The following is a 25806-nucleotide window of genomic DNA, read 5'->3' as shown; positions in this document are numbered from 1 at the left end:
GACCAGCGGACAGGCACCACCCGCGCATACACGAAAATGTGGCCGGCAGAAGCCGTCGTCACGGTCGAAACCATGCCATGCGGGCGTTATATAGTTGAAATCGTGACAAGGACAACGCCAGCGAGGCAACGCCAATGCCTGCCTATTCCTCCCCCCGGATCACAAACAGGGAAATCACGCCGGAAGCCGCATTTCTGGATCGGCGGCGCTTCCTTGCCGGTGCCGCCGGACTGCTCGCCTTCGGTGCAACCTTGCCCGCCACGGCAAAACCGCTCAAGGCGAGTGAGAGCGCTTTGTCGACCGACGAGAAGCTGACGTCGGAAGATGACATCACCTCCTACAACAACTTCTATGAGTTCGGCCTCGGGAAAGGCGATCCGAAATCCAGATCGGGTAAATTCGAGCCGACTCCGTGGACCATCAGCGTCGACGGAATGGTGGCAAAGCCGCGCGAATTCGGGGTGGACGATCTTCTGGCCTTCCCGCTTGAGGAACGCATCTATCGCATGCGCTGCGTGGAAGCATGGTCCATGGTCATCCCATGGACGGGATTTCCCCTGTCGGCCCTTCTCGACAAGGTCGAGCCGCTCGGTTCGGCCAGATATGTGGCTTTCGAGACGGTGGTGCGGCCGGACCAGATGCCCGGCCAGAGCGGTTATTTCCAGTCTATCGACTGGCCCTATGTCGAAGGCCTGCGGCTCGACGAGGCACGCCATCCGCTGACGATTCTGGCGCTCGGCCTCTACGGCAAGACATTGCCCAGTCAGAACGGCGCGCCCGTGCGCCTTGTCGTGCCGTGGAAATATGGCTTCAAGGGCATCAAGTCGATCGTGCGCATCACGCTGACCGACAAGCAGCCGCCGACCAGCTGGAATATTCTGGCGCCGCATGAATATGGCTTCTTCGCCAACGTCAACCCGGCGGTCGATCACCCGCGCTGGAGCCAGGCCAGCGAAATCCGCATCGGAGAAAGCGGCTTCTTCGGAGCGAACCGGCGCCCCACCCTGCCCTTCAATGGTTATGGCGCAGATGTTGCCGATCTCTATGCCGGCATGGATCTGGAAGCCAATTTCTGATGGCCGGATTTCCGGCAGCGTTGTCGCCGCGCCTGCGCAAGGCATCGATATGGATGCTCTACCTGCTCGGCCTCCTTCCGGCGGCATGGGGCTTCTGGCTAGGCGCCACAGGCCGGTTGCCGGGAAATCCCGTCAAGGAATTCGAGCACCTTCTGGGCTTGTGGGCGCTGCGTTTCCTCATCGCCACGCTGGCAGTCACGCCGTTGCGCGACCTGTCTGGCATCAACCTGTTGCGCTACAGGCGCGCGCTCGGTTTGCTGGCGTTCTGGTATGTGCTGATGCACTTCACGACCTACATGGTGCTCGATCAGTTCCTGAATGTCGCGGCGATCGTCGAGGATATTACCCGGCGTCCCTTCATAACCATCGGCATGGCGGGCCTGCTGATGCTCGTGCCGCTGGCGCTCACCTCCAACAACTGGTCGATCCGCAAGCTGGGCTCACGCTGGGGCAAATTGCACCGGCTGGTTTATGTCGCGGCGGCTGCCGGAGCGCTGCACTACGCGATGTCGGTAAAGATCGTTGGGCCGCAGCAATGGATTTACATCGCAATCATCGCGCTGCTGCTGGCGTGGAGACCACTGCGCCCCTATTTCAACGCTCGCAAACGCCGCCGGCGCCCACCTGAAAAGCCGGCATGAAACGGAGCAGCCTCTGAAATACAAAAAGGCCGGGAGATCGCTCTCCCGGCCTTTTTCAATTATTCAGATGCACCTGAAAATCAGGCTGCATCGGTCTCGGCAGCAGCTTCGGCTTCCAGGCGGGCGCGGTCGGCAGCGCCCTTGGCCGAGGTGTCGCGCTCGACGAACTCGATCACGGCCAGCGGAGCGTTGTCGCCGCGGCGGAAGCCGGCCTTCATGATGCGCAGATAGCCGCCGTTGCGGTTGGCGTAGCGCGGAGCGATGGTGTCGAACAGACGCTTCACCACGTCTTCGTTGCCGATCTGAGCGATCACCTGACGGCGGGCATGCAGGTCGCCGCGCTTGCCGAGGGTGACCAGCTTCTCGACGATCGGACGCAGGTCCTTCGCCTTCGGCAGCGTGGTGACGATCTGCTCGTGCTCAAGGAGCGAAACAGAAAGGTTCGCGAGCATCGACTTGCGATGGCTTGCACTGCGGGAGAAACGACGGCCTTTGAAACCGTGGCGCATGGCTCTTTTCCTTCTTTAGCTGTTCAGGAGGCCACGGCCTCCGATGGTTTTCCGCATGGCCGTCGGACCGGAATATCCGGTCCTCGGTACCATGCTCTATTCAGGCTCAGTACTGGTCTTCGTACCGCTTGGCGAGATCTTCGATGTTCTCCGGCGGCCAGTCCTGAACCTCCATACCGAGGTGCAGACCCATGGAAGCCAGAACTTCCTTGATCTCGTTCAGCGACTTGCGACCAAAATTCGGAGTGCGGAGCATTTCCGCCTCGGTCTTCTGGATCAGGTCGCCGATGTAGACGATGTTGTCGTTCTTCAGGCAGTTGGCCGAACGGACCGAAAGCTCCAGCTCGTCCACCTTCTTCAGAAGCGCCGGGTTGAAGGCGAGTTCCGTCACCTGCTCGGCGGCGGCTTCCTTCTGCGGCTCCTCGAAGTTGACGAACAGGGCAAGCTGGTCCTGCAGGATGCGGGCAGCGAATGCCACTGCGTCCTCGCCGGTCACCGAACCATCGGTTTCGATGGTCATGGTGAGCTTGTCCTTGTCGAGTTCCTCGCCGTGGCGGGTGTTCTCGACCTTGTAGGAGACCTTCTTGACCGGGGAGTAGAGGCTGTCGACCGGGATGAGACCGATCGGGGCGTCCTCGGCCCGGTTGCGCTCGGCAGGAACATAGCCCTTGCCGGTGTCGACCGTGAACTCCATGCGGATTTCCGCCCCCTCGTCCAGCGTACAGATCACGTGGTCGGGGTTCAGAATCTCGACGTCGCCGACAGTCTGGATGTCGCCGGCGGTGACGGTGCCCGGACCCTGCTTGCGCACAACCATGCGCTTGGGGCCTTCGCCTTCCATCTTGATGGCGATTTCCTTGATGTTCAGGACGATGTCGGTGACATCTTCGCGAACACCGGCAATCGACGAGAACTCGTGAAGAACGCCGTCGATCTGCACGGCAGTGACGGCTGCGCCGCGCAGCGACGACAGCAGCACCCGGCGCAGGGCATTGCCCAGCGTGAGACCGAAACCGCGCTCCAGAGGCTCGGCAACCAGCGTGGTCACCGTCTTGCTCTTTGACGAGAACTCGACCTTGTTCGGCTTGATCAGTTCCTGCCAGTTTTTCTGGATCATATTGTATTCCTTCCGCTACCCCACCACCATCCAATCGTGGTGGGCGATCTGGAAAACCGCAAAAGCGCCCAAAGGGCGCTCAAGCAGAGAGAGAAAAGTCAGACGCGACGCTTCTTGCGCGGGCGGCAGCCATTGTGCGGAATCGGCGTCACATCACGGATCGAGGTGATGGTGAAACCGGCAGCCTGAAGCGCGCGAAGAGCCGACTCACGACCCGAACCCGGACCGCAAACCTCGACTTCCAGCGTACGCATGCCATGTTCCTGCGCCTTCTTGGCGGCATCTTCGGCAGCCATCTGGGCAGCGAACGGGGTCGACTTGCGCGACCCCTTGAAGCCCTGGGCGCCAGCCGACGACCAGGCAATCGCGTTGCCCTGGGCGTCGGAGATGGTGATCATGGTGTTGTTGAAGGTCGAGTTGACGTGAGCGACACCCGACGAAATATTTTTACGTTCGCGACGACGAACGCGTGCGGCTTCCTTGGCCATTTTTGTCCTTTCAGTTGATCTCTGCACCGCCGTAATGCCAGCGGCTACACCTTTGAAGCGATGCGGGTATGGCGCAGGACAGCATCAACCGATGCCACCCTGCCCCGCACATTCCAAAAATTACTTCTTCTTGCCGGCGATTGCCTTGGCAGGACCCTTGCGGGTGCGCGCATTGGTGTGCGTGCGCTGGCCGCGAACCGGCAGCGAACGGCGATGACGCAGGCCACGGTAGCAACCCAGATCCATCAGGCGCTTGATGTTCATCGAAACTTCGCGGCGCAGATCGCCTTCAACCTGATAGTCGCGGTCGATCGTCTCGCGGATCGCCAGAACTTCGGCGTCGGTGAGCTGGTTCACGCGGCGCTCAGCCGGAATGCCGACCTTGTCGACGATTTCCTGAGCGAACTTCTTGCCAATGCCGTGAATGTACTGGAGCGCGATAACGACGCGCTTGTTGGTCGGAATATTTACACCGGCTATACGAGCCATCTTCCAGTTCTCCATGTGGGCCGGGCTGAGCCGGCACTGTTGCATTTACCCGCGTCCGGTGGAGGCCGGCCCCTGCGGGGTAGTCAAACAAGCGAACATGCCAAAAAGGCACGCACACCTCACGCCTTGTGGGAATGAGGGGTCGCCATACTTCACATGACGGCTTACGTCAAGTGAAAGTCTTAATAGTTAACCGACTGTCTCGGGCAGCAACGCCTCGATCTGCGCGGTTACCTCGTCCATGGACGCCATGCCATCGACGCCCCTGAGCATGCCCTTGGCGTGGTAGTAACCGATCAGAGGAGCGGTCTTCTTGTAATATTCCCGCAGGCGTTCCTCGAACACTTCCGGATTATCGTCCTTGCGCACCGGCTGTCCGGCGGCCTTTGCTTCTTCGGCGCGCCTGACGATACGGCCCACCAGGGCACCATCATCAACCACCAGCTCAATCACCGAATCAAGCTTCTGGCCGCGCTCCTTCAGCATCGTCTCTACCGCATCGGCCTGTGCGAGCGTACGCGGATAGCCATCGAGGATGAAACCTCTGGCGCAATCCGGCTGGTCTATGCGCTCGGCAACGATCGCATTCACGATCGCATCCGAAACCAGTTCGCCGGCATCCATGACCGCCTTGGCCTTCTGGCCAACCGGCGTCTGGGCAGCGACGGCAGCACGGAGCATGTCGCCGGTGGACAGCTGCGGAATGCCGTATTTGCTGACCAGCCTCTGTGCTTGGGTCCCCTTGCCCGCCCCCGGCGGGCCCAGCAGTATAAGCCTCATCTTCCCCTCTTACCTCCACGCAGCTTCGACTTCTTGATCAGTCCCTCGTACTGATGAGCGATCAGGTGCCCCTGAACCTGAGCCACAGTATCAAGCGTCACGCTGACCACGATGAGAAGCGAGGTGCCGCCGAGGTAGAAAGGAACGCCCGTCGCCGCAATCAGATATTCCGGCATAAGGCAGATGGCGACCAGATAGATGGCCCCGATCACGGTGATGCGGGTGAGCACATAGTCAATGTACTCAGCAGTCCGCTCGCCGGGACGATAGCCGGGAATGAAGCCCGAATGCTTCTTCAGCTGGTCAGCCGTTTCCTTGGGATTGAAGACGATAGCCGTATAGAAAAAGGCGAAGAACACGATCATCGCGCCATACAGGAACATGTAGATGGGCTGACCGTGACCGAGCGCCGTCAGAATGGTCGACGCCCATGAAGGCAGGTTCTGTGTATTGGAGAATCCGGCGAGCGTTGCCGGCAGCAGCAGCAGCGACGACGCAAAGATCGGCGGGATGACGCCTGCGGTGTTGAGCTTCAGCGGCAGATGCGACGTGTCGCCCTGGAACATGCGGTTACCGACCTGACGCTTCGGATACTGGATCAGCAGCCGGCGCTGGGCGCGCTCGACGAACACGATGATGGCGATAACCGCCACAGCCAGAACCATGATGGCAAGCACCAGCCCGGTGGACAATGCGCCGGTCCGGCTCAGTTCCAGCGTACCGCTGATCGCTGCAGGCATACCCGCCACGATACCGGCGAAGATGATGAGCGAAATACCGTTGCCGATGCCGCGCGCGGTAATCTGCTCACCCAGCCACATCAGGAACATGGTGCCGCCCGTCAGGGTGATGACGGTTGAAATCTGGAAGAACAGCCCCGGATTCGAAACGATGTTGTTGCCGCCCTGAAGTCCGACGGCGATGCCATAGGACTGAACCAGTGCCAGCAGAACAGTGCCGTAACGGGTGTACTGATTGATGATCTTGCGCCCCTGCTCGCCTTCCTTCTTGAGGGCTTCGAGCGTGGGAACGACGGACGTCATCAGCTGCATGATGATCGACGCGGAAATGTAGGGCATGATGCCCAGCGCGAAGATCGCCATGCGCTCGACTGCACCGCCGGCAAACATGTTGAACATGCCAAGAACGCCGCCGCTCTGCTGCTGGAAAGCCTGCGCAAAAGCGTCGGGGTTGATTCCGGGCAGCGGAATATAGGTGCCCAGACGATACACAAAGAGCGCACCGAGCGTAAACCAGATGCGCTTCTTGAGATCTTCGGCCTTGGCGAAGGCCGCAAAATTGAGATTGGATGCCAGTTGTTCAGCAGCCGAAGCCATGCAAAATTCTCCGCAGGATGACGCGGGGGCCCGCTTCGGGCGGCGCGTATCACCGAAGACCCGAGATAGGCCCGGCGCAGCCAAGATGCAAGCGGCCGCATTGACGCGGCCGCTTCATTATTCCGAAATTATTCGGCAGCCGCCACTTCGGGCAGCTTGATGGAGCCGCCGGCCTTCTCGATCTTCTCGACCGCGGCCTTGGAAGCGCCAGCAACGTCGAAGGCAACCTTGGCCTTCAGCTCGCCGCCGGACAGAATGCGAACACCGTCCTTGACGCGACGCACGACGCCGGCCTTCACCAGCACATCAGCCGTCACCACTTCCTTGGCGTCGAGCTTGCCGGCATCGATTGCCGTCTGGATGCGCTCGAGCGAAACCACGGAGTAGCTCTTCGCGAAGATGTTCTTGAAGCCGCGCTTGGGCAGACGGCGATAGAGCGGCATCTGGCCACCCTCGAAGCCGTTGATGGCCACGCCGGAGCGCGACTTCTGACCCTTGACGCCGCGACCACCGGTCTTGCCGAGGCCCGAGCCGATGCCACGGCCCACGCGCTTCTTCGAAGGCGTCGCGCCTTCGTTATCACGCAATTCATTGAGTTTCATGTCAGGTCTCCTGCGCTGTAGCTCAGCCCTCGTCCACAACGCGGACGAGATGCGAGACGGCGGCGATCATGCCACGCACCGAAGGCGTATCCTCCAGCGTGCTCTTCTTGTGCATCTTGTTGAGGCCGAGGCCGACCAGCGTGGCACGCTGCTCCTTCGGACGGCGGATCGGCGAACCGATCTGCTCAACAGTGACGGTCTTGGTAGCTGTTTTTGCCATGATGATGATCCCTCGTCAGCGCCGACTATTCCTCGGCAGCCACGGCAGTACCGCGACGAGCCTGGAGGGTCGAATACTTGATGCCACGGGCAGCGGCGACATCCTTCGGATGAAGCTGCTTCTTCAGGGCGTCGAAAGTGGCGCGAATCATGTTGTAGGGGTTCGAGGACCCCATCGACTTGGCGACCACGTCATGCATGCCGAGCGTCTCGAAGACAGCGCGCATCGGACCACCGGCGATGATACCGGTACCCTGCTTGGCGGTGCGCAGAAGCACGCGGCCAGCGCCGTGACGGCCTTCAACATCATGGTGAAGCGTACGACCCGAGCGCAGCGGCACGAAGATCATGTCGCGCTTGGCAGATTCGGTTGCCTTGCGGATGGCTTCCGGCACTTCGCGTGCCTTGCCGTGACCGAAGCCGACGCGCCCCTTCTGGTCGCCGACGACGACGAGAGCCGCGAAGCCGAAGCGACGACCACCCTTGACCACCTTGGCGACGCGATTGATGTGAACCAGCTTGTCGACGATGCCGTCGTCGCGCTCTTCACGGTCGCGACCGCGCTCGCGGCCACCTTCCCTACGTTCCTGTGCCATATCCTGATCCTTGTTTTTTTCCGGAAGCACGGATTGCTGAAATGCCGGCACCCCTGTTCTGGAATGCCGGCGGCGAAATTTCGTCTCCTGTGGACGATCCGGACGAAAAAGTCAGCAACTTTTTTGTCGCTGACTTGTCCGAAACGCCTTAGAAGCTCAGCCCACCCTCACGGGCGGCATCGGCAAGAGCCTTGATGCGGCCATGGTAGATGTAGGCGCCACGGTCGAAAACGACTTCTTTCACGCCTGCCTTGGCAGCACGCTCGGCGATCAGCTTGCCCACTTCCGCTGCAGCAGCGGTGTCGGCGCCGGTCTTCTTCGAGTCGCGGAAAGACTTTTCCAGCGTCGAAGCAGCAGCCAGCGTGCGGCCCTGAGCGTCGTCGATGAGTTGAACATAGATGTTCTTCGACGTGCGGTGAACCGACAGGCGCGGACGACCGTTGGCAACGGCCTTGAGCTGACGGCGAACACGGGCGGCGCGGCGCTGTGTGGTTTCCTTGGAAGCCATTTTGTATTTCCTGCCTTGTAAAACGGGAGCTGCTTATCCGGTAAACCAGAATGCGCGGTAGACCAGACAGTCTCCCGCAGCACCTTCCCGTGGCGTTGACGTTATTACTTCTTCTTGCCTTCCTTGCGGAAGACCTTCTCACCCGCATAGCGCACGCCCTTGCCCTTGTAGGGCTCCGGCTGGCGGTATTCGCGGATCTCGGCAGCCACCTGGCCAACCTTCTGCTTGTCGATACCAGTGATGCTGATCTCGGTGGGCTTCGGGCAGGCAAGCGTGATGCCTTCAGGGGCCTCGTACACCACTTCATGGCTGAAGCCCAGCGAAAGCTGGATATTCCTGCCCTGCATGGCGGCACGATAGCCGACGCCCTGGATTTCAAGCTTGCGCTCGAAGCCGTCCTTGACGCCGATCAGGATGTTCTCGATCTGCGAACGGGACATGCCCCACTTGGAGCGGGCGTCCTTGGACTGGTCACGCGGCTCGACGCTGATCTCGCCGTTCTCCAGCTTGACCAGAACCTCTTCGTTGACGACGAACTGCAGTTCGCCCTTCGGGCCCTTCGCCGTAACGGTCTGACCGTCGATCGTCGCGGTCACGCCCTGCGGGACGGATAGGGGCTTCTTACCAATACGAGACATGGTATTGTCCTCGTCACTCTAATTGTTTCAGGTCCTGCCGGGAGTTACGCACTCACCGGCAATTCCTATCGGGAACGGTTACCTGATCAGAACACCTGGCAGAGAACTTCTCCGCCAACATTCTGTTCACGGGCCTCGTGATCAGCCATCACGCCCTTGGGCGTCGAAAGGATGGCAATTCCAAGACCGTTGGCAACCTGCGGGATCGACTTGGCCGAAACATAAACGCGGCGGCCGGGCTTGGAGACGCGGGAAATCTCGCGCACCACCGGGGAGCCGTCGAAATACTTCAGCTCGATCTCGATCTCGGACTTGCCGTTGTCAAAGTCGGTCTGGCTGTAATCACGGATATAACCTTCAGCCTTCAGCACGTCCAGAACACGGGCACGCAGACGCGAAGCGGGCGTGGAAACGGTGTTCTTCTTGCGGCCGTAGGCATTACGGATACGGGTCAGCATATCGCCGAGAGGATCGCTCAGGGACATCTCGTCTACTCCTTACCAGCTCGACTTGACCAGGCCCGGGATCTTGCCCGTATTGCCCAGATCGCGCAGCGCGATACGCGAAACCTTGAGTTTGCGATAATAGGCGCGCGGACGGCCGGTGACTTCACAACGGTTGCGAATGCGGATCTTGGCCGAGTTGCGCGGCAGGGCCGACAGCTTGAGCTGAGCGCGGAAACGCTCCTCAAGCGGCAGCGACTGATCCATCACGATGTCCTTCAGCGCCTTACGCTTGGCTGCGTACTGATCGACAAGCTTGCGGCGCCTGTTGTTCTTCTCGACTGAGCTGGTCTTTGCCATTTCAGATTTTTCCTTTTCTCGCTGCCGTTACTGGCGGAAGGGGAAGTTGAAAGCCTTGAGCAGCGCCCGGGCTTCGTCGTCCGTCTTCGCAGTCGTACAAACGATGATGTCCATGCCCCACATCTGATCAACCTTGTCGTAGTTGATCTCCGGGAACACGATGTGCTCCTTGAGGCCCATGGCGTAGTTGCCACGACCATCAAAGCTCTTCGGATTGAGGCCACGGAAGTCGCGAACACGCGGCAGCGCAATGTTCACGAGACGATCGAGGAACTCATACATCTTCTCGTTGCGAAGGGTCACCTTCGCGCCGATCGGCATGTTTTCACGCACCTTGAAACCGGCGATCGACTTGCGTGCGCGGGTTACAACGGCCTTCTGACCGGTGATGAGGCCAAGATCCTCAGCAGCCACCGAAGGCTTCTTGGAATCTGCGGTCGCTTCACCGACGCCCATGTTCAGCACGATCTTCTCGATGCGCGGAACCTGCATTTCGTTGGAGTAGTTGAACTGCTCCTGCAGCGACTTGCGGATGGTCTCTTTGTAGACCTTCTTCAGGCGCGGCGTGTTCTTGGCTTCTGCCTGTGCTGCCTTAGCCATTGATCGTTTCTCCCGAGCGCTTGGCGAAGCGCACCTTCTTGCCGTCCTGCTCAACACGGAAGCCAACGCGGGTCGGCTTTCCATCCTTGGGGTCGGCAATGGCGAGATTCGACAGTTGAATCGGCGCTTCCTTGGTGATGATGCCGCCTTCCTGAGACTGGGTCTGCTTCTGGTGGCGACGAATGAGGTTCACACCGCGCACAATGGCGGTGTCTTCCTTTGGCTGCACGGAAAGCACTTCGCCGGAGCGGCCCTTATCCTTGCCGGCCAGGACGACAACCTTGTCGCCTTTACGGATCTTTTGCATGATTGCGGCTCCTTACAGCACTTCAGGCGCGAGCGAAATGATCTTCATATGGTTCTTCGCGCGAAGCTCGCGCGGAACCGGCCCGAAGATACGCGTGCCGACCGGCTCTTTCTTGTTGTCGACCAGAACCGCTGCGTTCTTGTCGAACCGGATCACGCTGCCGTCCGGACGACGGATGTCCTTGGCCGTGCGAACGACGACCGCCTTCATCACATCACCCTTCTTAACGCGGCCGCGCGGAATGGCTTCCTTGATCGACACCACGATGATGTCGCCAACGGAGGCATACTTCCGCTTCGAACCGCCCAGCACCTTGATGCACATGACACGACGTGCGCCGGAATTATCCGCCACGTCGAGGTTTGTTTGCATCTGAATCATGACTGGCCGCCTTTTTCTTCTCTATTGGGAGAGGCCCTGCCCTCCCCGGTCTGTCCAAAATTCGTTAAACGCCCGATCAAGCCTGGTCCTGGGTCACGACAACCCAGCGCTTGTCCTTGGAGATCGGCGCCGATTCCTGGATCAGGACGCTGTCGCCAACCTTGTGGACGTTGTTCTCATCGTGCGCCTTGTACTTCTTCGACATGCGCACAACCTTCTTCATCACCGGATGGGTGAAGCGACGCTCCACCTTCACGACGACGGTCTTGTCATTCTTGTCGCTGACGACGACGCCCTGCAGAATACGCTTCGGCATGGTTTTTTCCTTATGCCTTCTTGGCCGCGGTTTTCTCCGCGGCGATGGTCTTGATGCGAGCGATGTCCTTGCGGACCTGCTTGACGCGGTCGGTCTTCTCAAGCTGGCCGGTGGCCTTCTGGAAGCGCAGGTTGAACTGTTCCTTCTTCAGGGAAGCCAGTTCGTCAGAGAGCTGATCCTGCGTCTTCGAGCGGATATCTGAAGCTTTCATCTCTGCTCTTCCTTATTCAGCGATGCGCTGCACAAAGCGCGTGCGCACCGAAAGCTTGGCAGCACCGAGACGCAGCGCTTCACGCGCGACATCTTCCGGAACGCCGTCGATTTCGAACATCACGCGACCCGGCTTGACCCTGCAAGCCCAGTAGTCGACCGAGCCCTTACCCTTGCCCATACGGACTTCGGTCGGCTTGCTCGTCACGGGAAGATCCGGGAAAATACGGATCCACACGCGGCCGGCGCGCTTCATTTCACGGGTGATCGCGCGGCGGGCCGCCTCGATCTCACGCGCGGTGACGCGGTTCGGCTCCAGCGCCTTCAGTCCGAAACCACCGAAATTCAGATCGGTGCCGCCCTTGGCGGTGCCGTGGATACGGCCCTTGAACTGCTTGCGGAACTTTGTGCGCTTTGGCTGCAGCATCTTACTTGCTCCAAATTCTCAATTATCAGGCGTTCTCGCGACGACGCTGGCCGCCCCGATCGCTACGCTCGCCAGTGTTCGCATCACCCTCGGTGGCCCGACGCTCGGAAGCCATCGGATCGTGTTCGAGGATTTCGCCCTTGAATACCCACACCTTCACGCCGCAGATGCCATAGGCAGTCTGGGCTTCAGCTGTGCCGTAATCCACATCGGCGCGCAGCGTGTGCAGCGGAACGCGACCTTCGCGGTACCACTCCATACGAGCGATTTCGGCACCGCCGAGACGGCCGGCGCAGTTGATGCGGATGCCCTCGGCGCCCAGACGCATCGCCGACTGAACGGCACGCTTCATGGCGCGGCGGAAAGCGATACGGCGCTCGAGCTGCTGCGCGATGGACTGCGCGACCAGCGTGGCGTCGATCTCGGGCTTGCGCACTTCAACGATGTTGAGGTGCGTTTCCGACTGGGTCATCTCGGTCAGCTTCTTACGAAGCTTCTCGATGTCCGCACCCTTCTTGCCGATGATCAGGCCCGGACGAGCGGCGTGGATGGTCACGCGGCACTTCTTGTGCGGACGCTCGATCACCACCTTGGAAATGGCAGCCTGCTTCAGCTCCTTTTCCAGATACGCGCGGATCTTCAGATCCTCATGCAGCAGCTTGCCGTACTCTCCGGTGTTCGCGTACCAGCGCGAATCCCAGGTGCGGTTGATGCCGAGGCGGAGACCGATCGGATTGATTTTCTGGCCCATTATGCGGCCTCCCCTTTCTCTTCGACTTCACGAACAACGATCGTGAGGTGCGAAAACGGCTTCTCGATCCGGCTGGCGCGACCGCGGCCACGGGCATGGAAGCGCTTCATGACAATCGACTTGCCAACATACGCTTCCGCCACAACCAGCGAATCAACGTCGAGATCATGGTTGTTCTCTGCGTTTGCGATCGCCGATTCCAGTGTTTTCTTCACTGTTTCGGAAATACGCTTGCGCGAGAATTCCAGATCGTTCAGCGCAGTCTGGACCTTCTTGCCACGGATGAGCGCGGCAACCAGATTGAGCTTCTGCGGGCTGACGCGGATCGTGCGCAGAACGGCACGTGCCTCGTTGTCAGCAAGCCTGCGCGGAGCTTTGGCCTTGCCCATCGTTACTTCCTCTTCGCCTTCTTGTCCGCTCCATGACCGTAATAGGTACGGGTCGGGGCAAATTCACCGAACTTGTGGCCGACCATGTCCTCATTCACCGAGACGGGAACATGCTTCTGACCATTGTATACACCGAAGGTGAGGCCGACGAACTGCGGCAGGATGGTGGAGCGACGGCTCCACATCTTGATCACCTCATTGCGACCGCTTTCACGAACCTTGTCTGCCTTCTTCAGAAGGTAGCCGTCGATGAAAGGGCCTTTCCAAACAGAACGAGTCACAGGGGCTTACCTCTTCTTAGCTCTTACGCTGATGACGCGAGCGAACGATAAACTTATCGGTCGCCTTGTTGGACCGCGTCTTCTTGCCCTTGGTCGGCTTGCCCCATGGCGTCACAGGATGACGGCCACCCGACGTGCGTCCCTCACCACCGCCGTGCGGGTGGTCAACCGGGTTCATGGTCACGCCGCGGTTATGCGGACGCTTACCGCGCCAACGGGTACGGCCAGCCTTGCCGTCCTTGATGTTGGCGTGTTCCGGGTTGGAAACGGCGCCAACCGTGGCAAAGCAGGAGCCGTGAACGATGCGCTGCTCACCCGAGTTCAGGCGAAGGATCGCCATGCCCTGGTCGCGACCGACGAGCTGACCATATGCACCCGCCGAACGGGCAATCTGGCCGCCCTTGCCGGGCTTCAACTCGATGTTGTGGACGATCGTGCCGACCGGCATTGCCGAAAGCGGCATTGCATTGCCGGGCTTCACGTCGGCGGACTCGCCGGCCACAACCTTGTCGCCGGCAGCAAGACGCTGCGGAGCCAGGATGTAGTTCAGCTCGCCGTCTTCGTACTTCACCAGCGCGATGAAGGCCGTACGGTTCGGATCGTACTCAAGACGCTCCACCGTGCCCACGACGTCAAGCTTGCGGCGCTTGAAGTCGATGATGCGGTAAGTGCGCTTGTGACCGCCGCCGATGAAACGCGCGGTGACGCGACCGGCGTTGTTACGGCCGCCCGACTTGGTCAGGCCTTCGGTCAGGCCCTTGACAGGCTTGCCCTTGTGAAGACCGGCGCGGTCGACGATGACCAGCTGGCGGGTGCCTGGCGTGATCGGGTTATAGTGTTTCAATGCCATTTTCTTATCCTCGCCGCTTCGCTCACAGGCCGGTCGCGACGTCGATGGAATGGCCGTCGACGAGGGTGACGACCGCCTTCTTGACGTCGCCCTGACGGCCAATCGTGCCGCGGAAGCGCTTGACCTTGCCCTTGCGGACAAGTGTGTTCACTGCCGAAACCTTGACGCCGAACAGCGCCTCGACAGCAGCCTTGATTTCCGGCTTCGTCGCCTTCTTGGCAACGTTGAACACAACCTGGTTCTGCTCGGATGCCATGGTCGACTTTTCGGTGATCGCCGGCGAGACGATCACGTCGTAGTGGCGGAGATCGGTCATTTGAAGCGCTCCTCGAGAGCCTCGACGGCGGCCTTCGAAAGGACCAGCGTGCCGCGGCGCAGAATATCGTAGACGTTGATGCCCTGAACCGGCAGCACGTCGATGTTCGGGATGTTGGTAGCCGCCAGCTTGAAATTGGCGTCCAGTTCCGCACCACCGATCACCAGAGCGTTGGTCAGGCCCAGCGACTGCAGGCTTGCAACCAGCGACTTGGTCTTGGCCTCAGCAAGCTTCAGCTCGTCCACGACGATGATCGAGGATGCTTTGGCCTTGGCCGAGAGCGCATGCTTCAGACCCAGAGCGCGAACCTTCTTGGGAAGGTCATGCTCGTGGCTGCGGACAACCGGGCCGTGGGCCTTGCCACCACCACGGAACTGCGGTGCACGTGCCGAATGGTGACGGGCGCGGCCCGTACCCTTCTGCTTGTACATCTTGGCGCCGGTGCGTGCGATTTCCGAACGACCCTTGGCCTTGTGCGTGCCCTGCTGCTTCTTGGCAAGCTGCCAGCGCACGACGCGCTGCAGAATGTCCTCGCGCGGATCAAGACCGAAGATCTCGTCCGAGAGCTGAACCTTGCCAGCATCCTGGCCGGCAAGCGTTGTGATCTTGATATCCATTATTCCGCTCCCTCGCTGGCCGGAGCTTCAGTCTTTTCAGCTGCCTTGGCAGAGGCACGGAAGGCCGCCGGCTTCGGCGCATTCTCGGGCAGCGCCGCCTTCACGGCGTCGCGCACCAGAATCCAGGCACCCTTGGTGCCGGGAACGGCGCCGCGGATTAGGATGAGGCCACGCTCGACGTCGGTCGAGACGACCTCGACGTTCTGTGTGGTGACGCGGGTAGCGCCCATGTGGCCGGCCATCTTCTTGCCCTTGAACACCTTGCCGGGGTCCTGGCGCTGGCCGGTCGAACCATGCGAGCGATGCGACACGGAGTTACCATGGGTAGCGCGACCACCACCGAAGTTGTGACGCTTCATGACGCCCTGGAAACCCTTACCGGTCGAAGTACCGGTCACGTCGACCTTCTGGCCCGCGACGAAATGGTCGGCGGTGATCTCGACGCCGATATCGAGCAGGTTATCGTCAGAGACGCGGAACTCGGCCAGCTTGGCCTTGGGTTCCACGGAGGCGGTGGCGAAATGGCCACGCATCGCCTTCGACGTGTTCTTGACCTTGGCGAGGCCGACGCCGAGCTGAACGGCCGTGTAGCCATTCTTCTCCTGCGTGCGCTGCGCCACGACCTGGCAGTTCTCCATGCGGAGAACCGTGACAGGGACATGCTCCCCGGCATCGTTATAGATGCGGGTCATTCCCAGCTTTTGTGCAATTACACCTGAACGCATCGGTTCATTTTCCTTCAGAGGAGCTCAGGGTTTCCCCTTTGAGCTCATGTTTTAAGCTCTCAGAGCTTGATTTCGACGTCCACACCTGCGGCCAGATCGAGCTTCATGAGCGCGTCAACCGTCTGCGGGGTCGGGTCCACGATGTCGAGAAGACGCTTGTGGGTGCGCATCTCGAACTGCTCGCGGCTCTTCTTGTCCACATGCGGCGAACGGTTGACCGTGAACTTCTCGATACGGGTCGGAAGCGGGATCGGGCCGCGGACATTGGCGCCGGTGCGCTTTGCCGTCGAAACGATTTCCCTTGTCGAAGCATCGAGCACGCGATGGTCAAACGCTTTCAGGCGTATGCGGATATTCTGTCCGTTCATTCGTCTATTCCTTGTTCTGGCGCGGCGCGGGCGTTTACCCGCCCGCGACAGATCGATTGTTTGTTCTTATTCGACGATTGCGGCGACGATGCCGGCGCCGACGGTGCGGCCGCCTTCACGGATGGCGAAGCGCAGGCGCTCTTCCATCGCGATCGGCACGATCAGCTCAACATCAACCGTGATGTTGTCGCCCGGCATCACCATCTCGGTGCCTTCGGGAAGCGTCACGATGCCCGTCACGTCCGTCGTGCGGAAGTAGAACTGCGGACGGTAGTTCGTGAAGAACGGCGTATGACGGCCACCCTCTTCCTTCGTCAGAATGTAGGCCTCGGCCTTGAACTTCTTGTGCGGCTTCACCGAACCGGGCTTCGCCAGAACCTGACCACGCTCCACGCCTTCACGGTCAACACCGCGCAGCAGCGCACCGATGTTGTCGCCGGCCTGGCCCTGGTCGAGCAGCTTGCGGAACATCTCGACGCCCGTGCAGGTCGTCTTCGTCGTCGGACGGATGCCGACGATCTCGAGTTCCTCGCCAACCTTGACGATGCCGCGCTCAACGCGACCGGTCACCACCGTGCCGCGGCCCGAGATCGAGAACACGTCTTCGATCGGCATCAGGAACGGCTGGTCAACCGGACGCTCAGGCGTCGGGATGTACTCGTCAACCGCAGCCATCAGCTTGCGGATCGCGTCCTCGCCGATTTCCTTGTTCGAGTCCTCAAGGGCAGCAAGCGCCGAGCCCGGAACGATCGGAATGTCGTCGCCGGGGAACTCGTAAGCCGACAGAAGCTCGCGGACTTCCAGCTCAACCAGCTCCAGAAGCTCCGGATCGTCAACCTGGTCCACCTTGTTCAGGAACACCACGATCGCCGGAACGCCAACCTGACGGGCAAGCAGGATGTGCTCGCGCGTCTGCGGCATCGGGCCGTCGGCAGCCGAAACAACCAGGATCGCGCCGTCCATCTGCGCGGCACCCGTGATCATGTTCTTCACATAGTCAGCGTGGCCGGGGCAGTCGACGTGGGCGTAGTGGCGCGCATCCGTCTCGTACTCAACGTGCGACGTCGCAATCGTGATGCCGCGCGCCTTCTCCTCAGGAGCGTTGTCAATCTGGTCATAAGCCTTGAAATCACCGAAATACTTCGTGATCGCAGCCGTCGTCGACGTCTTGCCATGGTCAACGTGACCAATCGTGCCAATGTTCACATGAGGCTTATTGCGCTCGAATTTACCTTTTGCCATGTGAGATCTCCATTCCTGCTTGCCCACCGGGGCGTTGAATTAAGTTACAATGCAACCCGTGTGGGATTACGCGTATTTCTTCTGGACTTCCTGAGCCACGGCAGTCGGGACCGCTTCGTAGTGGTCGAACTGCATGGTGTACTGGGCGCGGCCCTGAGACATCGAGCGCAGCGTATCCACGTACTTGAACATGTTGGCCAGCGGAACCATGGCGTTGATGACCACGGCGATGCCGCGGGCTTCCTGCCCCTGGATCTGACCACGACGGCTGTTCAGGTCGCCGATGATGTTGCCCACATACTCTTCCGGGGTCACGACTTCGACCTTCATGACCGGCTCGAGCAGCTGCACACCGAGCTTCGGAGCAGCTTCACGGAAGCAGGCACGGGAAGCGATTTCGAACGCCAGAACCGACGAGTCGACATCGTGGAAGGCACCGTCGATGAGCGTCGCCTTGACGCTGATCATCGGGAAGCCAGCGAACGGGCCGGAAGACAGAACGCTTTCGATGCCCTTCTGAACGCCGGGGATGTATTCCTTCGGCACGGCGCCGCCGACGATCTTGGACTCGAAGGAGTAATCCTCGCTCTCGGTGTTCGGCTCGAAGACGACCTTGACGCGGGCGAACTGACCCGTACCACCGGTCTGCTTCTTGTGGGTGTAGTCCTGCTCGTGAGTACGGGTAATCGTCTCACGGTAGGCAACCTGCGGCGCACCGACGTTGGCCTCGACCTTGAACTCGCGCTTCATGCGGTCGACGATGATGTCGAGATGAAGCTCGCCCATGCCGGCGATGATGGTCTGGCCGCTTTCCTCGTCGGTCTTGACGCGGAAGGAAGGATCCTCGGCAGCAAGGCGATGCAGCGCGAGGCCCATCTTTTCCTGGTCAGCCTTGGTCTTCGGCTCGATCGCGATCTGGATGACCGGCTCGGGGAACTCCATGCGCTCAAGGATGACCGGAGCCAGCGGATCGCAGAGCGTGTCGCCGGTGGTGGTTTCCTTGAGGCCGGCCAGAGCAACGATGTCGCCAGCGAAGGCTTCTTCGATGTCAGCGCGCGAGTTGGAGTGCATCTGCAGCATGCGGCCGACGCGCTCTTTCTTGCCCTTGACGGTGTTCTCAACCGACATGCCCTTGGTGAGCTTGCCGGAATAGATACGAGCGAAGGTCAGCGAACCAACGAAAGGATCGTTCATGATCTTGAACGCCAGCATGGACAGCGGCTCATCGTCGGTCGAATGACGAACGATCTCAGCCTCAGTCTTGGCGTCGATGCCCTTGATGGCCGGGATTTCATCCGGAGCCGGCAGGTAGTCGATCACAGCGTCGAGCAGAGGCTGAACGCCCTTGTTCTTGAACGCCGTACCGCAGAATACCGGATGGAACTTGACCTCGATGGTGCCCTTGCGGATCAGCTCGCGCAGCTCGTCGATGGAAGGAACATTGCCTTCGAGATAGGCGTTCATCGCATCGTCGTCCATTTCGACGGCGGTTTCGATGAGCTTCTCGCGATATTCTTCAGCCTTAGCCTGCAGATCGGCAGGAATCTCAACGACGTCCCACTGAGCGCCCAGAGCTTCATCATGCCAGATGAGAGCCTTCATCTCGAGCAGGTCGATGACGCCCTTGAAATCGCTCTCAGCACCGATGGGGAGCTGCATGGCCAGCGGAACAGCACCAAGACGCGACTTGATCATGTCGAGGCAGCGGTAGAAGTCCGCGCCGATCTTGTCCATCTTGTTGCAGAAGATCATCCGCGGAACGTCATACTTCTCAGCCTGACGCCAGACGGTCTCGGTCTGCGGCTCAACGCCAGCATTGGAGTCCAGCAGGGTGATGGCACCATCGAGGACGCGCAGCGAGCGCTCGACTTCAATGGTGAAGTCGACGTGGCCGGGGGTGTCGATGATGTTGAAACGACGATCCTTGCCATCACGACCCTTCCACGACGTGGTCGTGGCAGCCGAAGTGATGGTGATGCCGCGTTCCTGCTCCTGCTCCATCCAGTCCATGGTCGAAGCGCCATCATGCGTCTCGCCCATCTTGTGGTTCTTGCCGGTGTAATAAAGGATACGCTCGGTCGTCGTCGTCTTGCCAGCATCGATGTGAGCCATGATGCCGAAGTTACGATAGTCGTGGATGGGAAATTCGCGGGCCATGGGAGGTGCCTCTTACTCTTCTTTCGCGCTTTACCAGCGGTAGTGCGCGAAGGCGCGGTTGGCTTCCGCCATCTTGTGGGTGTCTTCACGTTTCTTGACGGCAGTACCGCGGTTGTTCGCAGCATCCATCAGTTCGCCCGAAAGACGATCGATCATGGTGGTCTCGTTGCGGTTGCGGGCAGCGGAGATCAGCCAGCGGATGGCCAGAGCCTGACGACGCTCAGGACGAACATCGACGGGAACCTGATAGGTTGCACCACCAACGCGGCGCGAACGAACTTCCACATGCGGCGCGACATTGTCGAGCGCCTGATGGAAAACCGAAACCGGCTCCTGCTTGGTCTTGCTCTGAACCTGATCGAGCGCACCATAGACGATGCCTTCGGCGACCGACTTCTTGCCATCATACATGACGGCGTTCATGAACTTGGTGATGACCAGATCGCCGAACTTCGGATCCGGGTTGATCTCACGCTTATCTGCACTGTGACGACGGGACATGCTCTTGTCTCTCTTCTCTCGCGCGGCGCCTTAAAAAAGAAGCGCCGAAGCCGCAAACTTACTTCGGACGCTTGGCGCCGTACTTGGAGCGACGCTGCTTGCGGTTCTTGACACCCTGCGTATCGAGCACGCCGCGAATGATGTGATAGCGCACACCGGGAAGATCCTTGACGCGGCCGCCACGGATCATGACCACGGAGTGCTCCTGGAGGTTGTGCCCCTCACCCGGGATATAACCGATGACTTCAAAGCCATTGGTCAGGCGGATCTTCGCAACCTTGCGCAGAGCAGAGTTCGGCTTCTTCGGGGTCGTCGTATAGACGCGAGTGCAGACGCCGCGCTTCTGCGGGTTCTGCTGCATGGCCGGGACTTTGTTGCGCACTGCCGGCGCTTTGCGCGGCTTGCGGATCAGCTGGTTGACGGTAGGCATTAAACCCTCTTGTCTCTCAATTCCGTGTCTCAAACCCAGTCAGGGCAGTCTCAAGGACCGTTTCCATACGCAAATTCGGGCCACAAACCGCGCTTCGCGGTGCTGCCCGAACAAAAAGCAGAGGAAGCGTTACCGCTTCATGCGTGACGGAAATGTCTTTTCGCTCGTAAAACGAACCCTGTTTGAGGCTAACTCCGAAGCGCGTCGCCTCGAAAAGGAAAGTCTCACATCGGTTCAGACTGGGCGGCTTCTACTCGCAACACCCGGTTTCGTCAACCCCGTGACGCCATATTCTGCGCCAAAACCCTGCAAACGCGCTGTTTTGAGCGCTGCTGGTAATTTTCTGTCCCGGCGGATATGCGATTGCGCATAATGTGGTCGCGTTTTCGGTGCCGGGCAAGGTCCCTTCAAGTGATCTGCGACTCATGACAGTGATAATCCACGAACAATTCGGGAATCAGCCATGAACGACAACGATACTCACGACTCAGAGCGGGCCGTCACCATCATCACCGGCCGGGTCTGGCGGCGTAAGGGCGGTAAGGCCGAAGGCGTTCACGTGATGCTGGTTGCGCCGGATGACGATACGGCGGTCCGCAAGGCACTGGAATCACTTGCGGCGGAAGGCTACGCAGAAGCCGAACTCGACCAGATCGGCGACATTCAGGGCGAGCCGGACGACGAACCCCATATTTCAGCCTATCAGGGAGCGCTTGAGGGCGAAGTTTCCGTCATCACGTTTGACGAACCGGATTAAGCTGCCCCGCAGCTCCAGACGGCCACCCTGCCCTGATCGAGCACTGGCCGGCTTTCTGGGCACAACAAAAAGGCCGCCGGATCGCTCCGGCGGCATTTTTCTTTCTGTAAGACCTGTTGCGAGACTTACTCGGCAGGCGTCGTCATGTCGACCAGCATCGGCTCGGCTGTTTCCGCGCCCGAAGCCTTGCGGCGCTCGTCGAGGATCAGCTCGTCGCGCGAAGTGGCGATGCGGCGGATCTGGCTCATCTGCCCACCGGTACCGGCCGGGATCAGGCGGCCCACGATGACGTTCTCCTTGAGGCCCTGCAGCATGTCGGTCTTGCCGGCAACCGCTGCCTCGGTGAGAACGCGCGTGGTCTCCTGGAACGACGCTGCCGAGATGAAGGACGGCGTCTGCAGCGATGCCTTGGTGATGCCGAGCAGCACGGGTTGACCTTCGGCAGGCTTCTTGCCTTCCTCGATCAGACGGTCGTTGACCTCGTCCAGCTCGATCACGTCGACATGGTCGCCCGCGATGTAGGTCGAGTCGCCCTGCTCGGTGATCTCCACCTTCTGCAGCATCTGGCGAACGATCACCTCGATGTGCTTGTCGTTGATCGGCACGCCCTGCAAGCGGTAGACTTCCTGGATCTCGTTGACGAGATACGAAGCAAGCGCTTCGACACCGCGGATCGCCAGAATGTCGTGCGGCGCCGGATTGCCGTCGAGGATGTAATCGCCCTTCTCGATCGCGTCGCCGTCCTGAAGATGGAACGGCTTGCCCTTCGGGATCAGGTATTCCATCGGTTCCAGCGTCGAGTCCTGCGGCTCGATGATGATGCGGCGCTTGTTCTTGTAGTCGCGACCGAAGCGGATCGTCCCATCGATCTCTGCGATGATGGCGTGGTCCTTCGGACGACGGGCCTCGAACAGTTCCGCAACGCGCGGCAGACCACCGGTGATGTCCTTGGTCTTGGCGCTTTCCATCGGCACACGGGCCAGCACGTCACCCGGACGGACCAGCGCACCAGGCTCGACCGAGAGAATGGCCTCGACCGAAAGCAGGAAGCGTGCGTCGCCGCCCTTGGACAGCTTGGCGACCTTGCCCTTGGAGTCCTGAATGACGATGGCCGGCTTGAGGTCCGTACCACGCGGCGTGGAACGCCAGTCGATAACCTCGCGCTTGGTGATACCGGTCGACTCGTCGGCGGTTTCCCTGACCGAAATACCGTCGACCAGATCCTCGAACTCGACGCGACCCTCGACCTCGGTGAGAACCGGACGGGTGTAGGGATCCCACTCGGCCACACGCTGGCCACGCTTCACCGTATCGCCGTCATCGACGAAGATACGCGAACCGTAGGTGACGCGGTGCGTGGCGCGTTCCTTGCCAGCCTCGTCGAGGATCAGGATCGCCATGTTGCGGCCCATCACCACGAGATGACCGTCGGAGTTGCGCACCACATTGCGGTTGCGGATCGCGACGGTGCCCTCATAGGAGGCTTCGAGGAACGAGCTATCCACCACCTGCGCCGTACCGCCCATGTGGAAGGTACGCATCGTGAGCTGCGTGCCCGGCTCGCCGATCGACTGAGCGGCGATGACGCCGACAGCCTCGCCGATGTTGACCGGCGTACCACGGGCAAGGTCACGGCCGTAGCAGACCGCGCAGACGCCGGTGCGCACTTCACAGGTGAGCGCCGAGCGGATGCGGACGGACTGAACGCCGGCCTTCTCGATGAGCTCGACATCGCGCTCGTCCATAAGCGTGCCGGCCTTCACCAGCACCTCGCCGGAAACCGGATGCAGGATGTCGTCAAGCGCGGTGCGCCCCAGCACGCGCTGACCGATCGAAGCGACCACCTGGCCGGCATCGACGATCGGCTGCATGGTGAGCCCCTTGTCGGTGCCGCAGTCGATGGAGTTGACGATGCAGTCCTGCGCCACGTCGACAAGACGACGGGTCAGGTAACCCGAGTTCGCCGTCTTCAGAGCCGTGTCGGCGAGACCCTTACGAGCACCGTGCGTCGAGTTGAAGTACTCGAGAACGGTGAGACCTTCCTTGAAGTTGGAGATGATCGGGGTCTCGATGATTTCGCCCGACGGCTTGGCCATCAGGCCGCGCATACCGGCAAGCTGACGCATCTGCGTGGGCGAGCCACGTGCGCCGGAGTGCGACATCATGTAGATCGAGTTCATCGGCTTCTGGCGACCACTGTCGTCGAACTCGACAGCCTTGATGCGGCCCATCATTTCCTCGGCGACCTTTTCCGAGCACTTGGCCCAGGCATCGACCACCTTGTTGTACTTCTCGCCCTGAGTGATCAGGCCGTCGTTGTACTGCTGCTCATATTCCTTGGCGAGCGCTTCGGTGTCAGCCACCAGCTTGGCCTTGGTGTCGGGGATGACCATGTCGTCCTTGCCGAACGAAATGCCGGCGCGGCAGGCATGGGCAAAGCCGAGCTGCATGATGCGGTCACAGAAAATGACCGTCTCCTTCTGACCGCAATGGCGGTAGACGGTATCGATCATCTTGGAGATGTTCTTCTTGGTCATCTCCTGATTGGCGATGTCGAACGGCACATTGACGTTCTTCGGCAGCAATTCGCCGATGATCATGCGGCCGGGGGTGGTTTCGTAGATCTTCGAAACTTCCTTGCCTTCCGCGTCCACGGTGCGGAAGCGGCCCTTGATCTTGGCATGAAGCGTAACGGCCCGGGTTTCGAGCGCATGCTGCATCTCGCCCATATCGGCGAACGCCATGCCCTCGCCCGGCTCGTTCTGGTTCATGATCGACAGGTAGTAGAGGCCGAGAACCATGTCCTGCGACGGCACGATGATCGGCGCACCGGAAGCCGGATGCAGGATGTTGTTCGTGGACATCATCAGCACGCGGGCTTCAAGCTGCGCTTCCAGCGAAAGCGGAACGTGCACGGCCATCTGGTCGCCGTCGAAGTCGGCGTTGAACGCGGTACAGACCAGCGGGTGGAGCTGGATCGCCTTGCCTTCGATCAGCGTCGGCTCGAACGCCTGAATGCCGAGACGGTGCAGCGTCGGAGCACGGTTCAGAAGCACCGGGTGTTCGCGGATAACCTCATCAAGGATATCCCAGACCTCCGGACGCTCCTTCTCGACCAGCTTCTTCGCCTGCTTCACGGTCGAGGAGAAACCCTTGGCATCGAGGCGCGCATAGATGAACGGCTTGAACAGCTCCAGAGCCATCTTCTTCGGCAGGCCGCACTGATGCAGCTTCAGCTCGGGACCGGTCACGATGACCGAACGGCCAGAGTAGTCGACGCGCTTGCCGAGCAGGTTCTGACGGAAGCGGCCCTGCTTGCCCTTGAGCATGTCGGACAGCGACTTCAGCGGACGCTTGTTGGCACCGGTGATGACGCGGCCGCGGCGGCCGTTGTCGAACAGGGCGTCGACGGCTTCCTGCAGCATGCGCTTTTCGTTGCGCACGATGATGCCGGGCGCACGAAGCTCGATCAGGCGCTTCAGGCGGTTGTTACGGTTGATGACGCGACGATAGAGGTCGTTCAGGTCGGAGGTCGCGAAGCGACCGCCGTCCAGCGGAACCAGCGGACGCAGGTCCGGCGGGATCACCGGCACGACCTTCATGATCATCCATTCCGGACGGTTGCCGGATTCCATGAAGTTCTCGACCACCTTGAGGCGCTTCAGCAGCTTCTTCTGCTTCAGCTCCGAGGTCGTGGACGCGAGATCCGAACGCAGGTCGCCCGCGATCTTCTCCAGGTCCATGGAGGACAGAAGCTCATGAATGGCTTCCGCGCCGATCATGGCGGTGAAGCTGTCCTCGCCATACTCGTCGACGGCCAGCATGTACTCTTCTTCGGAGAGAAGCTGGTTTTCCTTCAGCGCGGTGAGGCCCGGCTCGGTGACGATGTAGTTCTCGAAATAGAGAACGCGCTCGATGTCCTTGAGCGTCATGTCGAGCAGCGTGCCGATACGGCTCGGCAGCGACTTCAGGAACCAGATGTGCGCGACCGGTGCAGCCAGCTCGATATGGCCCATGCGCTCACGGCGAACGCGCGACAGCGTGACTTCAACGCCGCACTTCTCGCAGATGACGCCCTTGTACTTCATGCGCTTGTACTTGCCGCACAGGCACTCATAGTCCTTGATCGGGCCAAAGATGCGCGCGCAGAACAGGCCATCACGCTCGGGCTTGAACGTACGGTAGTTGATCGTCTCCGGCTTCTTGATCTCACCGAAGGACCACGACAGGATCTTTTCCGGGCTGGCGAGCGAGATCCGGATGGAATCGAACACCTGCGCAGGGGCCTGCGGGTTGAAGAGATTCATGACCTCTTGGTTCATGCCATTCTCCTTTGCGGGGTCCTCGAATACCCCAATTTCGTTTTCGTGCGGGGGAA

General features: G+C 60.4%; 35 protein-coding genes. 3 read left to right on the top strand and 32 right to left on the bottom strand.

The window, feature by feature from the left end; translation table 11 throughout:
* Positions 1-134: 134 nt before the first annotated feature.
* Positions 135-1076, top strand: a complete 942-nt coding sequence (gene msrP, locus HNR59_RS10950) for a protein-methionine-sulfoxide reductase catalytic subunit MsrP (protein ID WP_183829819.1) — start codon at positions 135-137, stop codon at positions 1074-1076.
* The gene (msrQ, locus tag HNR59_RS10945) at positions 1076-1717 is read left to right on the top strand and encodes a protein-methionine-sulfoxide reductase heme-binding subunit MsrQ (protein WP_183829816.1); all 642 of its coding nucleotides are present in this window, start codon (positions 1076-1078) and stop codon (positions 1715-1717) included. Before msrP ends, msrQ begins: the two co-directional genes overlap by 1 nt.
* An 80-nt stretch (positions 1718-1797) precedes the next feature.
* Here the strand turns inward: msrQ and rplQ are convergent, their stop codons facing one another.
* The 31 genes from rplQ to rpsL form a co-directional block, all read right to left on the bottom strand.
* Complete coding sequence (gene rplQ, locus HNR59_RS10940; RefSeq protein ID WP_183829813.1) at positions 1798-2226, bottom strand: 50S ribosomal protein L17; 429 nt, start codon at positions 2224-2226, stop codon at positions 1798-1800.
* 106 nt (positions 2227-2332) lie between these two features.
* Positions 2333-3343, bottom strand: a complete 1011-nt coding sequence (locus HNR59_RS10935; protein ID WP_183829810.1) for a DNA-directed RNA polymerase subunit alpha — start codon at positions 3341-3343, stop codon at positions 2333-2335.
* Positions 3344-3441: 98 nt separating this feature from the next.
* The gene (gene rpsK, locus HNR59_RS10930) at positions 3442-3831 is read right to left on the bottom strand and encodes a 30S ribosomal protein S11 (protein ID WP_018427863.1); all 390 of its coding nucleotides are present in this window, start codon (positions 3829-3831) and stop codon (positions 3442-3444) included.
* Between the two features lie 120 nt (positions 3832-3951).
* Complete coding sequence (gene rpsM / locus HNR59_RS10925) at positions 3952-4320, bottom strand: 30S ribosomal protein S13 (protein WP_035032425.1); 369 nt, start codon at positions 4318-4320, stop codon at positions 3952-3954.
* Between the two features lie 189 nt (positions 4321-4509).
* Complete coding sequence (locus HNR59_RS10920) at positions 4510-5100, bottom strand: adenylate kinase (RefSeq protein WP_183829807.1); 591 nt, start codon at positions 5098-5100, stop codon at positions 4510-4512.
* Positions 5097-6437 carry a preprotein translocase subunit SecY gene (gene secY, locus HNR59_RS10915; protein WP_183829804.1) on the bottom strand — a complete coding sequence of 447 codons (1341 nt, stop codon included), beginning with the start codon at positions 6435-6437 and terminating at the stop codon, positions 5097-5099. Before secY ends, HNR59_RS10920 begins: the two co-directional genes overlap by 4 nt.
* Before the next feature lie 128 nt (positions 6438-6565).
* Positions 6566-7039: a 50S ribosomal protein L15 gene (gene rplO / locus HNR59_RS10910; protein ID WP_183829801.1), complete on the bottom strand. Its 474-nt coding sequence runs from the start codon at positions 7037-7039 to the stop codon at positions 6566-6568.
* 22 nt (positions 7040-7061) lie between these two features.
* Positions 7062-7259: a 50S ribosomal protein L30 gene (gene rpmD, locus HNR59_RS10905; RefSeq protein ID WP_183829798.1), complete on the bottom strand. Its 198-nt coding sequence runs from the start codon at positions 7257-7259 to the stop codon at positions 7062-7064.
* A 25-nt stretch (positions 7260-7284) separates the two neighbouring features.
* A complete protein-coding gene (rpsE, locus tag HNR59_RS10900; RefSeq protein ID WP_183829795.1) occupies positions 7285-7854 on the bottom strand; it encodes a 30S ribosomal protein S5 in 570 nt (189 codons plus the stop codon).
* 148 nt (positions 7855-8002) lie between these two features.
* Complete coding sequence (rplR, locus tag HNR59_RS10895) at positions 8003-8362, bottom strand: 50S ribosomal protein L18 (RefSeq protein ID WP_183829792.1); 360 nt, start codon at positions 8360-8362, stop codon at positions 8003-8005.
* Positions 8363-8466: 104 nt separating this feature from the next.
* The gene (gene rplF / locus HNR59_RS10890) at positions 8467-9000 is read right to left on the bottom strand and encodes a 50S ribosomal protein L6 (protein WP_183829789.1); all 534 of its coding nucleotides are present in this window, start codon (positions 8998-9000) and stop codon (positions 8467-8469) included.
* An 86-nt stretch (positions 9001-9086) separates the two neighbouring features.
* A complete protein-coding gene (gene rpsH, locus HNR59_RS10885; RefSeq protein ID WP_183829786.1) occupies positions 9087-9485 on the bottom strand; it encodes a 30S ribosomal protein S8 in 399 nt (132 codons plus the stop codon).
* Between the two features lie 12 nt (positions 9486-9497).
* Positions 9498-9803 (bottom strand): 30S ribosomal protein S14, encoded by a 306-nt coding sequence (rpsN, locus tag HNR59_RS10880; protein WP_183829783.1) that lies wholly within the window; start codon positions 9801-9803, stop codon positions 9498-9500.
* 27 nt (positions 9804-9830) lie between these two features.
* Positions 9831-10403 (bottom strand): 50S ribosomal protein L5, encoded by a 573-nt coding sequence (gene rplE / locus HNR59_RS10875; protein ID WP_183829779.1) that lies wholly within the window; start codon positions 10401-10403, stop codon positions 9831-9833.
* On the bottom strand, positions 10396-10710 hold the full coding sequence (rplX, locus tag HNR59_RS10870) for a 50S ribosomal protein L24 (protein WP_183829777.1): 315 nt from the start codon (positions 10708-10710) through the stop codon (positions 10396-10398). Before rplX ends, rplE begins: the two co-directional genes overlap by 8 nt.
* Positions 10711-10722: 12 nt before the next feature.
* Positions 10723-11091 (bottom strand): 50S ribosomal protein L14, encoded by a 369-nt coding sequence (gene rplN, locus HNR59_RS10865; RefSeq protein WP_024924768.1) that lies wholly within the window; start codon positions 11089-11091, stop codon positions 10723-10725.
* Positions 11092-11167: 76 nt separating this feature from the next.
* Positions 11168-11407, bottom strand: coding sequence for a 30S ribosomal protein S17 (gene rpsQ, locus HNR59_RS10860; protein WP_183829774.1), 240 nt, complete (start codon positions 11405-11407; stop codon positions 11168-11170).
* 10 nt (positions 11408-11417) lie between these two features.
* Entirely contained in the window at positions 11418-11618 is a 201-nt protein-coding gene (gene rpmC / locus HNR59_RS10855) for a 50S ribosomal protein L29 (protein WP_183829771.1), read from the bottom strand.
* A gap of 12 nt (positions 11619-11630) precedes the next feature.
* On the bottom strand, positions 11631-12044 hold the full coding sequence (gene rplP, locus HNR59_RS10850; protein ID WP_183829768.1) for a 50S ribosomal protein L16: 414 nt from the start codon (positions 12042-12044) through the stop codon (positions 11631-11633).
* Positions 12045-12069: 25 nt separating this feature from the next.
* Positions 12070-12795, bottom strand: coding sequence for a 30S ribosomal protein S3 (rpsC, locus tag HNR59_RS10845; protein ID WP_183829764.1), 726 nt, complete (start codon positions 12793-12795; stop codon positions 12070-12072).
* A complete protein-coding gene (rplV, locus tag HNR59_RS10840) occupies positions 12795-13184 on the bottom strand; it encodes a 50S ribosomal protein L22 (RefSeq protein WP_183829761.1) in 390 nt (129 codons plus the stop codon). Before rplV ends, rpsC begins: the two co-directional genes overlap by 1 nt.
* 2 nt (positions 13185-13186) lie before the next feature.
* Positions 13187-13465, bottom strand: coding sequence for a 30S ribosomal protein S19 (gene rpsS, locus HNR59_RS10835; protein ID WP_183829758.1), 279 nt, complete (start codon positions 13463-13465; stop codon positions 13187-13189).
* A gap of 16 nt (positions 13466-13481) precedes the next feature.
* Complete coding sequence (gene rplB / locus HNR59_RS10830; protein WP_183829755.1) at positions 13482-14315, bottom strand: 50S ribosomal protein L2; 834 nt, start codon at positions 14313-14315, stop codon at positions 13482-13484.
* 22 nt (positions 14316-14337) lie between these two features.
* The gene (locus tag HNR59_RS10825) at positions 14338-14631 is read right to left on the bottom strand and encodes a 50S ribosomal protein L23 (RefSeq protein ID WP_183829753.1); all 294 of its coding nucleotides are present in this window, start codon (positions 14629-14631) and stop codon (positions 14338-14340) included.
* Entirely contained in the window at positions 14628-15248 is a 621-nt protein-coding gene (gene rplD, locus HNR59_RS10820) for a 50S ribosomal protein L4 (RefSeq protein WP_183829750.1), read from the bottom strand. The genes HNR59_RS10825 and rplD overlap by 4 nt, the downstream gene beginning before the upstream one ends.
* Complete coding sequence (gene rplC / locus HNR59_RS10815) at positions 15248-15973, bottom strand: 50S ribosomal protein L3 (protein ID WP_183829747.1); 726 nt, start codon at positions 15971-15973, stop codon at positions 15248-15250. The genes rplD and rplC overlap by 1 nt, the downstream gene beginning before the upstream one ends.
* A 59-nt stretch (positions 15974-16032) precedes the next feature.
* Positions 16033-16341, bottom strand: coding sequence for a 30S ribosomal protein S10 (rpsJ, locus tag HNR59_RS10810; RefSeq protein WP_006205468.1), 309 nt, complete (start codon positions 16339-16341; stop codon positions 16033-16035).
* A 66-nt stretch (positions 16342-16407) separates the two neighbouring features.
* A complete protein-coding gene (gene tuf, locus HNR59_RS10805; protein WP_183829707.1) occupies positions 16408-17583 on the bottom strand; it encodes an elongation factor Tu in 1176 nt (391 codons plus the stop codon).
* Between the two features lie 66 nt (positions 17584-17649).
* Entirely contained in the window at positions 17650-19740 is a 2091-nt protein-coding gene (gene fusA / locus HNR59_RS10800) for an elongation factor G (protein WP_183829743.1), read from the bottom strand.
* Positions 19741-19770: 30 nt separating this feature from the next.
* Positions 19771-20241, bottom strand: a complete 471-nt coding sequence (gene rpsG / locus HNR59_RS10795; protein WP_183829739.1) for a 30S ribosomal protein S7 — start codon at positions 20239-20241, stop codon at positions 19771-19773.
* 58 nt (positions 20242-20299) lie between these two features.
* Positions 20300-20671, bottom strand: a complete 372-nt coding sequence (gene rpsL, locus HNR59_RS10790; RefSeq protein ID WP_035033399.1) for a 30S ribosomal protein S12 — start codon at positions 20669-20671, stop codon at positions 20300-20302.
* Between the two features lie 463 nt (positions 20672-21134).
* On the opposite strand from rpsL, the gene HNR59_RS10785 reads away from it, so the two are divergent.
* Positions 21135-21428 (top strand): transcriptional regulator, encoded by a 294-nt coding sequence (locus HNR59_RS10785; RefSeq protein ID WP_183829736.1) that lies wholly within the window; start codon positions 21135-21137, stop codon positions 21426-21428.
* Between the two features lie 125 nt (positions 21429-21553).
* Here HNR59_RS10785 and rpoC read toward each other — a convergent pair whose 3' ends face one another.
* A complete protein-coding gene (gene rpoC, locus HNR59_RS10780; protein ID WP_183829733.1) occupies positions 21554-25750 on the bottom strand; it encodes a DNA-directed RNA polymerase subunit beta' in 4197 nt (1398 codons plus the stop codon).
* Positions 25751-25806 lie beyond the last annotated feature (56 nt).

The organism is Aquamicrobium lusatiense (assembly GCF_014201615.1).
Lineage (GTDB): Bacteria > Pseudomonadota > Alphaproteobacteria > Rhizobiales > Rhizobiaceae > Mesorhizobium > Mesorhizobium lusatiense.
This window is presented reverse-complemented; position numbering and strand designations above follow the sequence as displayed.